Here is a 15208-nt window from a genome sequence, read left to right on the forward strand (position 1 = left end):
CACACTATTTCCCCCGTTTCGGCTCAATCATGCGCAATTCCCTCATTTTACTGCTGCTTTCCCGGTGGTTCGGCGTGTTCTCCGCCCAGGCGAAGACGGTGACCGATATCACCGGCCGCCAGGTCGCGGTGCCGGACAACCCGCAGCGCATCGTGGTGGGGGAGAGCCGCATGCTGTATACGCTGGCGCTGCTGGAGCCGGGCAACCCGGCGCAGCGCATCATCGGCTGGCCGGCGGATCTGGCGCGCTTTGATGCGCAAAGCTGGCAGCTTTATACGCAGAAGTTTCCCCAGATAGCCCAGATCCCCGTCATCAGCGGCAATAACTTTCGCCAGGTCAACATCGAAAGCCTGCTGCAGCTGAAGCCGGATCTGGTGATCCTGGCGCGCTACGCGCGTGAAGACGGCGACAACGATCGGCTGGTTTCCGCACTGAGCAAGGCCGGCGTGGCGGTGATCTACGTCGATTTGCGCATCGATCTGCTGAACAACACCGTGCCGAGCGTGCGGCTGCTGGGCGAAGTGCTCAACCGCCAGCAGCGCGCCGAGCAATTCATCACGTTTTATCAGCAGCATATGGCGGTGGTTCAGCAACGGCTGGCGGGCTATCAGGGACCGAAGCCCAAAGTGATGCTGCACCTGCATCTGGGGCGGCGCGACACCTGCTGCACCACCGCCGCGCACGGCAATCTCGGCGATCTGCTGACCTTCGCCGGCGGCGACAACATCGCCAACGCCAGCGTCAAAGGGGTGTATGGCGAACTGAACCCGGAAACCATTCTGAGCGCCAATCCTGACGTGTACCTCGCCACCGGCATGGCCGGCCCGCAGGGCAAACGGCTGTCCGATCTGCGCCTCGGGCCGCAGGTCAGCCCACAGGAGGCCGCCGACAGCTTCCGCCGGCTGATCGCCAAACAGCCGATGCTGACCAACCTGCAGGCGGTGAAAAACCACCGCGCCTGGAGCGTCTGGCACAATTTTTACCTCAGCCCGTACCATGTCGTGCTGGTCGAGATGTTCGCCAAAGCGTTTTACCCGGATCTGTTCGCCGACATCAACCCGCAGCAGACCTTCCAACAGTTGTATCAGCAGTTTTTGCCGTTACCTTTTTCAGGGACCTATTGGAGTCAGTTAGATAATGAATAACAACAAGCGCGGCTGGTGGTGCGCATTGCCTTTGGCGGCCTGCGCGACATCGCCGGCGTGGGCGGCGGAAAAAGCCGCGCCGCAGGAAGAGAACCTGGTGGTGGTCGGCCGCAAAGACGCCGACGGCGTGCAGAGCTATCAGCCGTTGACCAGCGTCACCGGCACCCGCAGCGAAACCAACCTGCTGAATGTGCCGCAAGCGATCGACGTGGTGCCGCAACAGGTGATTGCCGATCAGGCTGTCAGCAGCCTGGACGAAGCGCTGTACAACGTCAGCGGCATTACCCAGGCCAACACGCTGGGGGGCACCCAGGACGCGGTAATGAAACGCGGCTTCGGCGACAACCGCGACGGCTCCATTCTGCGCGACGGCGTGCGTTCGGTGCAGGCGCGCAACTTTACGCCGACCACCGAGCGGGTGGAGGTGCTTAAGGGGCCTGCCTCGATGCTGTACGGCATGGGCGAGCCGGGCGGGATGATCAATATGATCACCAAAAAACCCCAGCTGCAGCAGCACACCCACGTGGAAGGTTGGGGCAGCAGCTTCAACGGCGGCGGCGGCCAGCTTGACGTTACCGGGCCGCTCGGCACGTCGGGATTTGCCTATCGGATGATCGTCGATCACGATGAAACCGACTACTGGCGCAACTTTGGCCGCAATCGCCAGACGGTGATCGCGCCCTCGCTGATGTGGTACGGCGAGAACACCACCGTGCGGTTGGCCTATGAACATATGGAATATCTGGTGCCGTTCGATCGCGGCACCATTATCGATTCGCGCACCGGCAAACCGGTGAATACGCCGCGCGATCGCCGTTTCGACGAAGCCTATAACGCCACCCGCGGCGATCAGGACAGCGTCACTCTGCAGATCGATCAAACGCTCAATGAGCGCTGGAAAAGCTCGCTGACCTACGCCTACAGCCGCAACAGCTACAGCGACAACCAGGCGCGCGCTACGGCGCTGAACCCGGAGAGCGGCGCATTGAGCCGCCAGGCCGACTCGACCGCCCATGCCGTCAGCCACGCCAACGCGGTGCAGCTGACGCTCAATGGCGACGTGGACTGGGGCAGCATCAACCACCAGATGCTGTTCGGCTTTGATTTTGAAGATAACCGTACCTACCGCGGCGACATGATCCGCGGTAAAAAGAACAGCGATTTCAATATCTATCATCCGGTATACGGCCTGATGCCGCCGTCGACCGCGGTCAGCGCCAAAGACAGCGACCAGCGGGAAAATCTCACCAGCTACGGCTGGTTTATGCAGGACTCCATCCAACTGACAGATAAATGGCTGGTGATGGGCGGGCTGCGTTACGACGCTTTCGACGTCTATGCCGGCAAGGGGCGGCCGTTCCAGACCAACACCGACAGCTCGGACGGCAAGCTGGTGCCGCGCGCCGGTGTGGTCTACAAGCTGACGCCTTACGTGTCGCTGTACAGCAGCTATACCGAGTCGTTCAAGCCGAACTCTTCCATCGCTACCCAAATTGATTCGCTGCCGCCGGAACAGGGCAAGTCATGGGAAGTCGGCGGCAAGCTGGCGCTGCCGAACGGCGTCACCGGCACGCTGGCGCTGTTCGACATCACCAAACGCAACGTGATGGTCAATGAGCTGGTGGAGGGCGAAACCGTGACGCGCACCGCCGGGCGCGTGCGTTCGCAGGGCGTGGAGCTGGACGTGGCCGGTAATCTTACCGACTCGCTGAGCCTGATCGGTTCCTATGCGTATACCGACGCCCGCGTGGTGGACGATCCGGACAACAAGGGCAAAGAGATGACCAACGTGGCGCGCCATACCGCCTCGCTGTTCCTGACCCAGAACCTCGGCAGCCTGGGCCTGTACAGCGGTGATGAGGTGCGCATTGGCGCCGGTGCGCGCTACGTAGGGCGCCGCCCGGGCGACGCCGCCAACAGCTTCTACCTGGATAACTACACCGTTGCCGATGCGTTCGCCGCTTACACCATGCCGATCAACGGCTATCGGGTGAAATGGCAGCTGAACGTGAAGAACCTGTTCGATAAAACCTACTATCCGTCCAGCGGCGGCAATCTGCGCGTGGCGGTGGGGGAACCGCGTGAGGTGGTGCTGCGCGGCAGTATCGATTTCTGAGCCACGGGCGGTGAAATTTGCTTAAATAACCGCCCCAACGTTAAGGAGAACCCATGAGCCTGCAGATCCGTTTGGCGCAGCAGCGGGATATCGCGCATCTGATGGCGGTTGAGCGCTCGGCGGCGCAATTGTTTCGCCAACAGCCGGAATGGCGCTTTATCGCCGAAGGCGAGGTGATGGCCCCGCAGCAGCATGCCGCGTTTATCGCCGAGCGCCGTGAATGGCTGGCGGAAAGCGACAACGGCGAGTGCGCCGGTTTTATCGCCGTGCTGGCTCAGGGGAAAGACTGGCATATCGCCGAATTATCGGTCGCCGGTGCCTGGCAACGGCAGGGCGTCGGCCGCCGCCTGATCGGCGCGGTGGCTGAAGAGGCCAAACGGCAGGGGGCCGACCGCCTGACGCTCACCACCTTCATTGAGGTGCCGTGGAATGCGCCTTACTACCGGCGGCTGGGATTCCGGCCGCTTGACGATGCGCGGCTCACGGTCGCCCTGCGGCGGCACCTGGATGAAGATCTGGCGCACGGCTTTGCCGTCGGCAGTCGCTGTGCCATGGAATTTACACTATCGTAAATATTGAAATACAGAGCGGGCAGGGTATGATGCTGCCACCACGCCATCGCACCCGCTCGGTATTTTGGTATGCAATGCACTCAAGTCACCGCATAAGGGACAACCCGTAATGACACAAACCCTGTTCATGATAGGCGCTCGCGGAGCCGGCAAGACCACGGTAGGCAGCGCATTGGCGCTGGCGTTGGGCTATCAGTTCGTCGATACCGATCTGTTTATGCAGCAGGCGGCGCAGATGAGCGTAGCGGAAATGGTCGAGCGCGAGGGCTGGTTGGGGTTCCGCCGCCGCGAGACCATCGCGTTGCAAACCGTGACCAAGCCGTCAACTATAGTTGCCACTGGCGGCGGCGCGATCCTGGCGGAGGAGAACCGTCAGTTTATGCGCCAGCATGGCACCGTTATCTACCTGCGCGCGCCGGCCAGCGTGTTGGCGCAGCGGTTGGAAGAGTACCCGGAAGATGCGCAGCGCCCGACGCTCACCGGCAGGCCGATCGCCGAGGAGATGCGCGAGGTGCTGGCCGCGCGCGAAGCGTTGTATCAGGAGGCCGCGCATTACGTGATGGATGGCGCCGCCGATCCGCAGCGGGTGGTGGAACAAATCCTCGCGGTGCTGCCGCGTGAGACGGTGAAGTAACCCTTTCTTCTCTTCGGGCGCTGGGCGCCCGTTTTCTTATTCCGCTTGCCGAGCCGGCGCAAAGTACGCCCCGGGCGTGACGCCGAAGCGGCGGCGAAAGGCGGCGATATAGGCGCTGACGTTGTCATAGCCACGGGCGTCGGCCACCTCGCCAACCGCTTTGCCGCGTGATAATCCCTCCAGTGAACGCAACACCCGCGCCTGCTGGCGCCACAGCGCGAAGCTGATGCCGGTTTCCTGCAGAAAACGGCGGCTCAGGGTGCGCGGGCTGAGCCCGGCCCAGACGGCCCAGTCGCGTTGGCTGCGCGGGCTGGCGGGATCGTTCAGCAGCGCACGGGCGATGTTCAGCAACCGGGCGTCCTGCGGCAGCGGCAATTGCAGCGGCGCGCGGCTTGCCGCGTGCATTTCGTCCAGCAGCACCTGCAGCAGCCGCCGTTGCGGCGCACTCAGCGGGCCGACGGGGAACTGCGCGATGCGCTCCACCAGAGCCTGCAACAGCGTAGAGGCCGTGAACAGCTGCGGCAGCGGCGGCATCTCCAGCACGCTTTCCCTCGGCAGATACAGACTCCAGCCCGCCACGTCGCCGCAGGCCAGCGCCTGATGGGCGCATCCCGGCGGCAGCCAGCCCAGCGTGCCGCCGGTGATCGCCCATTGCCGGCCCGGGAGTTCCATTGCCAGCATGCCGCGCGTCAAGAGATAGATCTGGCCGCCTTCGTGCCGGTGCCAGGGCGTCAGGTGCTTTTTTTCATGCTGAAGGCGTTGGCTGCGGATCTGCGTCATGTTGGCCGTTTAACGTTATTGAAAGTCTTGATGTGGTTATTATGCCATCGCCTGGCCGGGATAGGATCGCCTTTCACCCTATTTCGGAGAAATGTGATGACTCAACTTACCCCGCTGAATCTGGTGCTCGATACGCTGCAGCAGGTGATCGCCAGCCCGGAGCATCGGCCGACGCAGCTCGCTGCCCGTTTCAGCGCAGGCTACCGCCAGCAGGTGGATGGCAAGGTGCTGAACTTCGAGCAGTTTGAGCAGCATATGGCGCTGCTGAAGCGGCAAACCCGCCGCATGACGCTGAGCGTGATCGCGGCGGCGGAGCAGGGCGAGGCGGTGCTGACCCACCATCTGGTCGAGGTGGAAAAGCGCGACGGTTCCCGCAGCCGCGTGCGGGTGCTGGCGCACTTCACCGTGCGTGAAGGGCGTATTTGCGCCTGCGACGAATTGACCGAGCTGTTGACGGGCGCCCCCGGCGATCGCGATCTTGGCTCGCGCGTGTCGGAATGAGGGCGACTGATATACTTGCTACTGTGTGAAACACACGGGAGAACGGCATGCGCGAAAATGATCAACCTGCTTATCCGCGGAGCGCCCGCGTCGTAGAGGTGTTTCGGGGTGACCCGAACCTGCATCTGCGCCGTTTTGAAGTGCGCACCGACGACATTGAGCCGAATACGCTGCTCAGTGAACATGAAACCGAGCAGGAAGCGCTCGACGCCAAGCACCGCTATGAAGACGAGGCGCTAGAGCACTGACCTGCAGCCCAGCGGAAACCGGCGTCAGGCCGGTTTCCTGTTTATCCCCGCCGTAGCACATATTTCCCAGAACAATATTGATAATGATAATCATTTATGTGATTTTTATCGCCCCTATTGGGTGTTTCACTTCTGGGAAAAGAGATGTCCAATTCCGAGTTGCAGGCGCTGTTTCTGCGCCATATGCGGCCGCTGCAAGCCTATTTGAACGCCAAACTGCGCGACCCTCAGCTGGCCGCGGATTTGGCGCAGGAAAGTTTTACCCGCCTTACCGAGCAGTATCCGCAGGGTAACATTCTCGATATTGAGGCCTACCTGTATAAAACCGCCAAGAATCTGATGCTCGACCATCTGCGCCAGCAGCAGCGGCGGCAGACCGAAGCGGTCGAAGACGACATTCTGGCGCAGTATCCTTCGGGTGAACCGGCGCTTGAACAACGGGCGATCGATAGCCAACTGCTGCAGTTGTTACAGCAGGCGCTGGCGGACATGCCGCCGCGCACGCAGCAGATTTTCCGCCTTAACCGGCTCGATGGCCTGACCCAGGCGCAGGTGGCGGCGCAGCTGGGCGTGTCGCTCAGCACGGTGGAAAAACACCTGGCCAGCGCGCTGGAGCGGCTGATGGCGCGGATGGAAGAACAATAATGGCAATTTTTTTACGGGTTTATCCGCGCTCAGACGTCTTAACCTATAACCAGAAAAAACAGAGGTCTATGCCATTATGAAACCGCTAACCGCACAGGCGCGACAGCAGGCGGCCGCCTGGGCCGTGAGTCTGGCCGAAGGGGCGCTGCCGGCCGATCGGCGGCGAGCGTTGGACGCCTGGCTGGCCGCCGATCCGCAGCATCCGGCGGCGCTGCGTCAGGCTCGCCTGCTATGGACGACGCTTGGGCAACTGCCGCCTGAGCAGCGGCAGGCGTTACAACCGCAGGTGGCGGCGCTGAAAACGCCATCTCGCCATCGATGGCCCCGCTGGGCGGTGGCAGCGGCGGTGGCGCTCGCCGTTTCATTCGGCGTTTATCGCGGGCCGGATCTGTGGATCGGCCTGCAGGCCGATTATCAAACCGTTCGCGGTGAGGTGCGCGAAGTTGCGTTGCCGGACGGCAGCCGGGTGGCGTTGGACAGCGGCAGCGCGATCGCGCTGGCGTATTCCGCAGACGAGCGCAAGGTGCGGCTGCTGAGCGGCGCCGCCTATTTTATCGTCGCGCCGTTGGGCGGGGCGGAACGTCGCCCTTTCAGGGTGGAGGCGAAAAACGGCGTCACCCAGGCGCTGGGCACCGAGTTCAGCGTGGCGCGCACTGAACAGGGCGTCGACGTCAGCGTGCATCAGCACAGCGTGCGGGTGACGCTTGAGCGCGGCGAGCGCTCGCTGGTGGTCGCGCAACGCCAGGCGGCGCATTACCGCAACGGGCAGCTGCAGCTGACGCGGCAAACGGCCGGTGATGACGCCTGGCGACGCGGCTGGCTGGTGATCGACCGCCAACCGCTGACGCAGGCGCTCGCGCAGCTCAACCGCTATCGCGAGACCCGCATCGTGGCGGTCAATCCCACGCTAAGAACGCGCACGGTCAGCGGCGTGTTCGCGCTCAATAAACTCGACGACGGCGTCGGCGCCATTCGTCAGGAACTCTCCGCCCGCCAACTGAATCTCCCCGGCATCACATTGCTTTACTGAGCGGCCAAGGCGGGCCGGGATGCCCGTTTCGCCGCTATTTTCACTTTCTGTAAAAAATCTTTACGGGTTTTTGCCTCCCGGAACGTCCTTATGTTTAAACGAGATTGATTTCCATTATCACTTGGTTTGGCATTCTTTCGGGTGGAACACACACGCATGTTTATTCACAAGGGAACCACGCCGGCCGGCCGATTGGCCACGGCGGTACGCGCCGCGCTGGCGGCGATGATGTTGACTCAGCCGGCGGTAGCGCTCGCCGCCCAGGCTGAGGCGAGCAGCGCGCAGGCCGCGCAGCAAAAGAATTTCAACATTGCGGCGCAGCCGCTGCAGAGCGCCATGTTGCGCTTCGCCGAGCAGGCCGGCATGCAGGTGTTTTTTGACGAGGTGAAACTCGATGGCATGCAGGCGGCGGCGCTGAACGGCAGCATGAGCGTAGAACAGGGCCTGCGGCGCTTGATCGGCGGCAATCCGGTGGCTTTCCGCCTGCAGCCGCAGGGGCAGATCGTATTGAGCCGGCTGCCGACGGCGAACGGCGACGGTGGCGCGCTGGCGTTGGACAGCCTGACGGTGCTGGGCGCCGGCGGCATCAACGCCAACGATTGGGTTTACGACGAACCGCGCTCGGTCAGCGTCATCAGCCGCGAACAGATGGACAACCGCCCGGCGCGACACGCGGCCGATATTCTGGAGCAGACTACGGGAGCCTATTCCAGCGTCAGCCAGCAAGATCCTGCGCTGTCGGTCAACATCCGCGGCATACAAGACTATGGCCGGGTGAACATGAATATCGACGGCATGCGGCAGAATTTTCAAAAGAGCGGCCATGGCCAGCGTAATGGCACCATGTACATCGATTCCGAACTGCTGTCCGGCGTGACCATCGACAAGGGCACCACCGGCGGCATGGGCAGCGCCGGCACGCTCGGCGGCATCGCCACCTTCAATACCGTCAGCGCGAGCGATTTCCTGGCGCCGGGCAAAGAGCTGGGCGGCAAGCTGCACGCCAGCACCGGCGATAACGGCACCCACTTCATCGGCAGCGGCATACTGGCATTGGGCAACGAAACCGGCGATATCCTGCTGGCCGCCAGCGAACGCCACCTCGGCGACTATTGGCCCGGCAACAAGGGTGACATCGGCAACATTCGCATCAATAACGACACCGGCAATTACGATCGCTACGCCGAGAGCATCAAGAACAACAAAATCCCCGACACCCATTACCGCATGCACTCGCGGCTGGCCAAGGTGGGCTGGAATCTGCCCGCCAACCAGCGCCTGCAGCTGAGTTATCTGCAGACCCAGACCGCATCGCCGATCGCCGGCACCTTGACTAACCTGGGCACTCGCCCGCCCTATGAACTGGGCTGGAAACGCACCGGCTACACCGACGTGATGGCGCGCAACGCGGCGTTCGACTACAGCCTGGCGCCGGAAGACGTCGACTGGCTCGATTTTCAGGCCAAGCTGTATTACGTCGATACTCAGGACGACAGCGACACCTACAGCACCAGTTCGCTGCTGGACAACGGCTACGCGACGCGCACCCGCCTGCGTACCTATGGCGCACCGGCGCAAAACACCTCGCGCTTCAGCCTGGCGCCGGGGCATGACTTCCGCGCCAATTACGGGCTGGAGTTCTATTACGACAAAGCGACCAGCGACTCTTCTCGCCAAGGCATGGAAGGGGTGACGCCGGCCGGCAACCGTTCGGTAGCCAGCCTATTCGCCAATCTGACCTACGACTACGACGGCTGGCTGACGTTGGAAGGCGGGCTGCGTTACGACCGCTATCGCCTGCGCGGCCAGACCGGCCTGAGCTATCCGGATTTGGCCAAGGATGGGCAACGCTACACGATTGACAATCCTTGCAAAGCGTTGCGTCTGACCGGCTGTTCAACCACCACCCGCGAAGATTGGGACGTGGATCGCGATCAGGGCAAGCTGTCGCCGACGCTGGCGGTGGCGGTGCGCCCCGGCGTGGAGTGGCTGGAGCTGTATACCACCTACGGCAAATCCTGGCGGCCGCCGGCGATCACTGAAACGCTGACCAACGGCAGCGCGCACAGTTCTTCCACGCAATACCCCAATCCGTTCTTGCAGCCCGAGCGTTCGCGCGCCTGGGAAGTCGGGTTCAACGTGCAGCAGCCGGATCTGTGGTTTGAGGGCGATCGGTTGGTGGCCAAGGTGGCCTACTTCGACACCAAAGTGGATAACTACATCAACCTGGCGATAGATCGCAATAAACCGGGGCTGGTGCAGCCGAGCATCGGCAATGCCGCTTACGTCAACAATCTGTCGAAAACCCGCTTCCGCGGGCTGGAGTACCAGCTCAACTATGACGCCGGGGTGTTCTACGCCGACCTGACCTACACCCACATGATCGGCAAAAACGAGTTCTGCTCGAACAAGGCCTGGTTGGGAGGGCGTCTGCGCTACGGCGACGGCTCGCGCCGCGGGAACTTCTATGTTGAGCCTGATGCCGCTTCCAATGACTTCGTCACGTGTGATGGGGGGACGCAGTTCGGCTCCGCCGCCTACCTGCCGGGCGATCGCGGTTCGGTGACGCTGGGCGGGCGTGCCTTCGATCGCAAGCTGGACGCCGGGGTGACCGTACGCTTTGCGCCGGGTTATCAGGACAGCTCGGTACCGTCCAACTACCCGTACCTGGCCGACTGGCCGAAGTACACCCTGTTCGATCTGTACGCCAGCTACAAGCTGACCGACAGCCTGACGCTGCGCGGCTCGGTGGAAAACCTGACCAACCGCGCCTATGTCGTCAGCTACGGCGAGACGTTGGCCAATACCCTGGGGCGCGGCCGCACCGTGCAGGGCGGGGTGGAATACCGTTTTTAAGCAGTAAAAGGGCGTTGCTCATCCTTGAGCACAAGGGCCGCCTCGCAAGGGGCGCCGTTCATCAATGGAGATAGAGAAATGGCATTTTCAGTCAATTATGACAGCAGCTTCGGCGGTTACAGCATTCATGACTATCTGGGCCAGTGGGCTTCGACATTCGGTGATGTCAATCACACCAACGGCAATGTCACCGACGCCAACAGCGGCGGCTTCTATGGCGGCAGCCTGTCCGGTAGTCAGTATGCCATCAGCAGCACGGCAAACCAGGTGACCGCCTTCGTGGCGGGCGGCAACCTGACCTACACGTTGTTCAACGAACCGGCGCATACCTTGTACGGCCAGCTGGATTCCCTGTCCTTCGGCGACGGTTTGAGCGGTGGCGATACATCGCCGTACAGCATCCAGGTGCCTGACGTCAGCTTTGGCGGCCTGAACCTCAGCAGCCTGCAGGCGCAGGGTCATGATGGCGTGGTGCACCAGGTGGTGTACGGCCTGATGTCCGGCGATACCGGCGCGCTGGAGACCGCGCTGAACGGCATCCTCGACGACTACGGCCTGAGCGTCAACTCCACCTTCGATCAGGTGGCGGCGGCGACGGCGGTGGGCGTGCAGCACGCCGACAGCCCGGAACTGCTGGCGGCCTGATCGCGGCCGTTTGCCCGCCGGCGCCGTGCGCCCCGGCGGGCGTTTTCTCGTTTTTAGCCGATGGAAAACGCCATGAAAAACGCCGTCAGGCGCGGAGAAGTGATGAGCGTGCTGGCCGCATACCGGCGCGGATTTTGGGGCATCGCGCTGTTTACCGCGGTGATCAACCTGCTGATGCTGGCACCGGCGCTGTACATGCTGCAGGTCTACGATCGCGTGTTGCCGTCGGGCAACCGCATGACGCTGGCGATGCTGACCCTGATGGTGGTCGGTCTTTACCTGTTTATGGGGCTGCTGGAGTGGGTGCGCAGCCAGGTGGTGATCCGCCTCGGAGCCCAGATGGATATGCGCCTCAATCAGCGAGTCTACGACGCCGCCTTCGAAACCAATCTGAAAACCGGCAACCCGCTGGCGGGGCAGGCGCTGAACGATCTGACCAACCTGCGCCAGTTCGCCACCGGTAATGCGCTGTTCGCCTTTTTCGATGCCCCCTGGTTCCCGGTTTATCTGCTGGTGGTTTTTCTGCTCCACCCCTGGCTTGGCGCGTTGGCCAGCGCCGGAGTGATCGTGCTGGTGCTGCTGGCCTGGCTCAATCAGCGGGTGTCGCAAGCGCCTCTGGCGGAGGCCGGCCGGGTCGCGCTGAGCGCCACACAGCAGGCCAACGGCAATCTGCGCAACGCCGAAGCCATCGCCGCCATGGGGATGCTGACCGACTTGCGCCTGCGTTGGCTGCGGCAGCATCAGCAGTTCCTGCTGTTGCAGAACCGCGCCAGCGAGAAAATCGCCGCCGTCACCGCCTGGTCGAAAACCGTGCGGCTGGCGCTGCAGTCGCTGATGTTGGGCTGCGGCGCGCTGTTGGCGGTCAGCGGTGACATTACGCCGGGCATGATGATCGCCGGATCGATCTTGATCGGCAGGGTGCTGGGGCCGATCGATCAGCTGATCGGCGCCTGGAAGCAGTGGTCATCGGCGCGCCAGTCCCTGCAGCGTCTGGAGGTGATGCTGGCCGCTAACCCGCCACGAATACCGAGTCTGCCGCTGCCGGCGCCCGGCGGCGCATTGACCGTGAGCCAGTTGACCGCCAGTGCGCCCGGCGGCACGGCGCCGGTGTTGCACGGCGTCAGTTTTCGTCTGGAAGCCGGCGAGGTGCTGGGCGTGATTGGCGCGTCCGGCTCCGGCAAAACGTTGCTGATGCGCCAACTGGTCGGCGCGCTGACGCCGATCAGCGGCGACGTGCGGCTGGACGGTGCAGACATTCAACAGTGGGACAAGCAACAACTCGGGCCGCATATCGGCTACTTGCCGCAGGATATCCAGCTGTTCGCCGGTACCCTGACGGATAACATCGCCCGCTTTGGGCAGGTCGACGCCGAGAAGGTGGTGGCGGCGGCGGCGCTGGCCGGCGTGCATCAGCTGATCCTGCATTTACCGAAAGGCTATGAGACCGAGCTGGGTGAAGGCGGCAGCGGCCTGTCCGGCGGCCAACGTCAGCGGGTGGCGCTGGCGCGCGCGCTGTATGGATCTCCGGCGCTGGTGGTGTTGGACGAACCGAATGCCAACCTCGATCGCGAAGGGGAAGAGGCGCTGCAGCGGGCGATCGAAGCGCTGAAGGCGCGCGGCAACACTATCGTATTGGTGACCCACAAACCGGCGATCCTGGCGACCACCGACAAATTACTGGTGCTGACCGCCGGCCAGGTGCAGCACTTCGGCCCCAGCGACGCCATCCTGAAAAAACTGCCTGGTTTTGCGCCCGCCGCTGCCGCCGCTCCGGCCAATACCGGGCGCAGCAACGGCGGCTTCAACGTCAATTACGCCAACTTCGCCAAAACGGCCAGCGGTGAACGAAAAGTATGAGCAATCAGAGTGTGATCCCCGGCGATATCGACGCCCTTTCCCGGCAGTTCGACGAAGGCCGTTATCTGCGGCTGGGAGGCTGGCTGGTGCTGTTGGGGTTTGGCGGTTTCCTGCTGTGGGGGCTGTTGGCGCCGCTGGACAAAGGCGTGCCGGTTTCCGGCAGCGTGGTGGTGGCCGGCAACCGCAAGGCGGTGCAGCACCCGAGCGGCGGGGTGGTGTCGCAGATTCAGGTGCATGAGGGCGACCGGGTCAGCGCCGGGCAGGTGCTGTTGTTGATGGATACCGTCGACAGCCGCACCCAGCGCGATGCGCTGCGCAGCCAGCAGTTGAGCAACGCCGCGCAGCAGGCGCGGCTGCAAGCCGAGCGCGACGGTCTGCAAGCGATCGCTTTCCCGCCATCGCTGCAAACGCGGCGAGAAGAGCCGGAGGTGATGTCGCTGATGCTGCTGCAGCAACAGCTGTTCACCAGCCGCCGTGCGGCGCTGCAGAGCGAGCTGGCGGCGATCGCGGAAAGCATCGCCGGATCGCAGGCGATGTTGGAAGGGGTTCGGCAGTCTTACGCCAGCAAGCAACGGCAAAAGGCCATGCTGCAGGAGCAACTGGGCGGCATGCGCAAGCTGGCGGCGCAAGGGTATGTGGCGCGCAATCGGCTGCTGGATCTGGAGGGGCAGCATGCGCAGATCGACGGCCAGGCATCCGAGGACAGCGGCAATATCGGCCGTCTGGGGCGCCAGATCCTGGAGCTGAAACTGCGGGCGATCCAGCGGCGGGAGGAGTATCAAAAAGAGGTCAGCAGCCAATTGGCCGAGGTACGGATGAAGCTGGACGAGCTGGATAACCGCCTGGCCAAGGCGGAGGCCGATCTGGGGCATACGCAGGTGAAAGCGCCGGTGGCGGGCACCGTGGTGGGGTTGAGCGTGTTCACCGAAGGCGGCGTGATCGGCGCCGGTCAGCAACTGATGGAGATCGTGCCCAGCGATCGCGGGCTGCAGGTGGAGGCGCGTATTCCGGTCGAACTGATCGACAAGGTGCAGGTGGGACTGCCGGTCGAACTGTTGTTCTCGGCGTTCAACCAAAGCACCACGCCGCGCGTCGAGGGCGAAGTGACGCTGGTCGGGGCCGATCGCCTGACCGACGAGAAAAGCGGCGCGCCTTATTACAGCGTGCGCGCCAAGGTCAGCGAAGAAGGATTGCAACGTTTGAACGGGTTGGAGATCCGCCCGGGGATGCCGGTTGAAGGGTTCATCCGCACCGGCGAGCGTTCGATGATGAACTATCTGTTCAAACCGCTGACCGATCGCCTTCATTTGGCGCTGACGGAAGAGTGAGCATGTCGGTTTCGCCGCTGCCTTTCGCCGCGCCCGGCGCCGCCATGCCCTGGCGCCGTTGTCTGGTGTTGGTGCTGGCGCTGCATCTGCTGGTTGCCGCGCTGCTTTGGCCCTGGCGAGACAAGGCCGTGCCGCCGTGGGTGCCGCCGCCGGCGGTGATGGTGCTGATGGCCGCCGCGCCGCAGGCCCCGGCCGAGGCGAAACAACCGCCGGGACAAAGGACGCCGCCGCCTCAGGTTGAACCGCCGGCGCCGCCGGAGCCGTTGCCGCTAGTGAAAGCGCCTGACGCCGCGCAGCCGAACATCGCCGTGCCGCTGAAACAGAAAAAACCACCTAAGCCGGTGAAGAAAAACAACCTGCCCCGCACGCCGCCGCACGAGAGAATCATCGCGCCGCCGAAGGTTCAGGAACAAAGCGTCGGCGCGCCGCCGCCGGGCCGCGCGGATAAAACGGCCGCGCCGCAAACCCGCCTGACGCCCTATGCTCAGGCGGGGGAGGACAACTGGCGCAGCCGCATCAGCGGCCGCCTGAATCGCTTTAAGCGTTACCCCAAAGACGCACTGCGGCTGAAGCGCCAGGGCGTCGGGCAGGTGCGTTTCACGTTGGACAGACAGGGCCACGTGCTGGCGGTGACGCTGGTCAGCAGCGCCGGGCTGCCGTCGCTGGATCGTGAAATCCAGGCGCTGGTCAAACGCGCTTCGCCGCTGCCCACGCCGCCGGCGGACGCCTACGTCAACGGCACGGTGGAATTGACGTTGCCGATCGATTTCAGTTTGCGCGGCGCGGGTTTTTGACGCGGTTGTTTCATGGCGATGGCCTGAGCGTGGCGCACGGAAACCTTTGCCTCTGCG

At 63.3% G+C, this 15208-nt stretch carries 14 protein-coding genes; 13 read left to right on the forward strand and 1 reads right to left on the reverse strand.

The window, feature by feature from the left end:
- Positions 1–29 precede the first annotated feature (29 nt).
- The 4 genes from IT763_RS04390 to aroL all read left to right on the forward strand — a co-directional run bounded on the left by IT763_RS04390 (position 30) and on the right by aroL (position 4467).
- Positions 30–1145: an ABC transporter substrate-binding protein gene (locus IT763_RS04390; protein ID WP_206195205.1), complete on the forward strand. Its 1116-nt coding sequence runs from the start codon at positions 30–32 to the stop codon at positions 1143–1145.
- Positions 1138–3261: a TonB-dependent siderophore receptor gene (locus IT763_RS04395; RefSeq protein WP_049191782.1), complete on the forward strand. Its 2124-nt coding sequence runs from the start codon at positions 1138–1140 to the stop codon at positions 3259–3261. The genes IT763_RS04390 and IT763_RS04395 overlap by 8 nt, the downstream gene beginning before the upstream one ends.
- Positions 3262–3314: 53 nt before the next feature.
- The gene (locus tag IT763_RS04400; RefSeq protein WP_206195206.1) at positions 3315–3833 is read left to right on the forward strand and encodes a GNAT family N-acetyltransferase; all 519 of its coding nucleotides are present in this window, start codon (positions 3315–3317) and stop codon (positions 3831–3833) included.
- Positions 3834–3942: 109 nt separating this feature from the next.
- On the forward strand, positions 3943–4467 hold the full coding sequence (gene aroL, locus IT763_RS04405) for a shikimate kinase AroL (protein ID WP_016928904.1): 525 nt from the start codon (positions 3943–3945) through the stop codon (positions 4465–4467).
- A 36-nt stretch (positions 4468–4503) separates the two neighbouring features.
- Here aroL and IT763_RS04410 read toward each other — a convergent pair whose 3' ends face one another.
- Entirely contained in the window at positions 4504–5247 is a 744-nt protein-coding gene (locus IT763_RS04410) for an AraC family transcriptional regulator (RefSeq protein ID WP_206195207.1), read from the reverse strand.
- Positions 5248–5343: 96 nt separating this feature from the next.
- Here IT763_RS04410 and IT763_RS04415 point away from each other — a divergent pair, with 96 nt between their 5' ends.
- From IT763_RS04415 to IT763_RS04455, 9 genes are all read left to right on the forward strand, one after another.
- Positions 5344–5748 carry a nuclear transport factor 2 family protein gene (locus IT763_RS04415; protein ID WP_033641170.1) on the forward strand — a complete coding sequence of 135 codons (405 nt, stop codon included), beginning with the start codon at positions 5344–5346 and terminating at the stop codon, positions 5746–5748.
- Between the two features lie 47 nt (positions 5749–5795).
- Positions 5796–5996, forward strand: a complete 201-nt coding sequence (locus IT763_RS04420; protein WP_015376810.1) for a YaiA family protein — start codon at positions 5796–5798, stop codon at positions 5994–5996.
- A gap of 144 nt (positions 5997–6140) precedes the next feature.
- A complete protein-coding gene (locus IT763_RS04425; protein WP_025301723.1) occupies positions 6141–6641 on the forward strand; it encodes an RNA polymerase sigma factor in 501 nt (166 codons plus the stop codon).
- A gap of 76 nt (positions 6642–6717) precedes the next feature.
- The gene (locus tag IT763_RS04430; protein ID WP_049299694.1) at positions 6718–7671 is read left to right on the forward strand and encodes a FecR domain-containing protein; all 954 of its coding nucleotides are present in this window, start codon (positions 6718–6720) and stop codon (positions 7669–7671) included.
- Between the two features lie 156 nt (positions 7672–7827).
- Entirely contained in the window at positions 7828–10527 is a 2700-nt protein-coding gene (locus IT763_RS04435) for a TonB-dependent receptor (RefSeq protein WP_206195208.1), read from the forward strand.
- A gap of 78 nt (positions 10528–10605) precedes the next feature.
- The gene (locus IT763_RS04440; RefSeq protein WP_016928898.1) at positions 10606–11172 is read left to right on the forward strand and encodes a hemophore HasA; all 567 of its coding nucleotides are present in this window, start codon (positions 10606–10608) and stop codon (positions 11170–11172) included.
- 72 nt (positions 11173–11244) lie between these two features.
- Positions 11245–13029, forward strand: coding sequence for a type I secretion system permease/ATPase (locus IT763_RS04445; protein ID WP_176063621.1), 1785 nt, complete (start codon positions 11245–11247; stop codon positions 13027–13029).
- Positions 13026–14357, forward strand: coding sequence for an HlyD family type I secretion periplasmic adaptor subunit (locus IT763_RS04450; RefSeq protein WP_176063619.1), 1332 nt, complete (start codon positions 13026–13028; stop codon positions 14355–14357). Before IT763_RS04445 ends, IT763_RS04450 begins: the two co-directional genes overlap by 4 nt.
- Positions 14358–14359: 2 nt before the next feature.
- On the forward strand, positions 14360–15151 hold the full coding sequence (locus IT763_RS04455) for an energy transducer TonB (protein ID WP_206195209.1): 792 nt from the start codon (positions 14360–14362) through the stop codon (positions 15149–15151).
- The last annotated feature ends 57 nt before the right edge of the window (positions 15152–15208 follow it).

The sequence above is a fragment of the Serratia sp. CMO1 genome, from assembly GCF_015689115.1.
Taxonomy (GTDB): Bacteria; Pseudomonadota; Gammaproteobacteria; order Enterobacterales; family Enterobacteriaceae; genus Serratia; species Serratia marcescens.